General features: G+C 43.7%; 3 protein-coding genes. All 3 read left to right on the forward strand.

Annotated elements, in window-relative coordinates:
* Positions 1-317: pentapeptide repeat-containing protein (locus tag CVN76_RS05075; protein ID WP_198512489.1), on the forward strand; the 317-nt coding region annotated here is incomplete at its 5' end.
* 170 nt (positions 318-487) lie between these two features.
* Positions 488-1,219, forward strand: coding sequence for a glyoxalase (locus CVN76_RS05080; protein ID WP_198512490.1), 732 nt, complete (start codon positions 488-490; stop codon positions 1,217-1,219).
* The coding region (locus tag CVN76_RS05085; protein WP_442857548.1) for an O-methyltransferase at positions 1,197-1,461 on the forward strand (265 nt) is incomplete at its 3' end. The genes CVN76_RS05080 and CVN76_RS05085, both read left to right, overlap by 23 nt.

Genomic DNA, 1,461 nt, shown 5'->3' on the forward strand with positions numbered 1-1,461 from the left:
GTTTAGGAAATGTCCAATTCGATAGCTGCAACTTGAATTTAAGTGCCTTCGGTTATGCATCATTAAAACAAGTGAAATTCGCTCATTGCTCATTGGAAAGCGCAGATTTTTATGAGTGTACGTTCAAGAAAGTGATGTTCGATGCCTGCAGATTGAATGAAGTGAATTTTTCCCGGACGCCACTTAAAGGAATCGACCTTAGCAGTTCCACCTTCCAAAGGCTGACCGTATCCTTGGAGGATCTAAACGGCTGCGAGGTTTCCCCGGATCAAGCGATAGGCTTTGCTTCCATGCTCGGACTGAAAATCAAAGAGTGACCTATAATGGGTCATTTATATGAACTCAGTGGATCGCCAATTTGGTGGTCCTTTTTTTTTGCGGGGTGCGGCCATGAATATATTGTTTATGTAAATAAATCATGCAGAATGTTTCCACAAATTAAGGTTTGCTTTACAATATTTGTTAGGTAGGTTGAAGGGGGTCAACGATGATTATCAATAAGGTCACTTTATACAGTCATGTCTTGGATGAAATGCGGGATTTTTATGTAGGTGAGTTAGGGTTCGAGTTACACTCACTAACCGATGATGGTTTTGCCATTAAGGTGGGGGAGAGTGTGCTGGAGATGAAAAGCTATCATCTCCAAGATAAGCCCTTTTATCATTTTGCCATAAACATTCCGACGAATTTATTTACCTCGGCAAAAAAATGGGCAAAGTCCAAGGTAGAGTTAATGAAGGAAGATGGTGTGGACGAAGTTCATTTTAGCCTTTCAGATGCCCATGCCTTTTATTTTTTGGACCCATCAGGCAACATTGTCGAGTTCATATCCAGGTATGCCGTATCACCTGAATCCCAGTCAAAGACTTTCTGCGCACGAGAATCGTTGTGCATAAGCGAAATAAACCTTACGACAGATGAAGTGGGGGATATCGGGAATACGTTGATGGGCTTAGGGCTGCCGGTAAGGAAGGATGAATCGATAAATGAAGGCCGATTGAATTTTATAGGGCAGCATGAGGAAGGTTCGTTTTTACTGTTGGGTCCCAGGAATAGGCGCTGGTTTTTTTCGGATAGGGTGTCGGAATCCTTTCCGCTTTCGGTGGTCATTGATGACCAGCTGACCATTTCATTGGATGATGAAGGAAAGATGAAGGCTGAATCAGGTGTAACCGGCCAAGGAGGGCGATCGTTATATGTCAGAAAAGATTTGGAATGAGGTAGATTTATATTTTAGTACTAAGCTTCATACGACGGATCAGATCATGGATTCGATATTGAAAGCGAATGCTGAAGCGGGGCTGCCAGCGATTGATGTATCTCCAAACCAAGGGAAATTCCTTCATCTGTTAGCGAGACTCACTGGAGCGAAAAGCATCTTGGAAATCGGGACCCTTGGCGGCTATAGCAGTGTGTGGCTCGCTCGTGCTTTGCCGGAAAATGGCCGGTTGATAACGCTGG

The organism is Bacillus sp. mrc49 (assembly GCF_002803435.1).

What these genes read in the sequence shown, in the direction of transcription:
- CVN76_RS05080 (WP_198512490.1), top strand. Translation starts at nt 488, where the DNA reads ATGATTATCAATAAGGTCACTTTATACAGTCATGTCTTGGATGAAATG.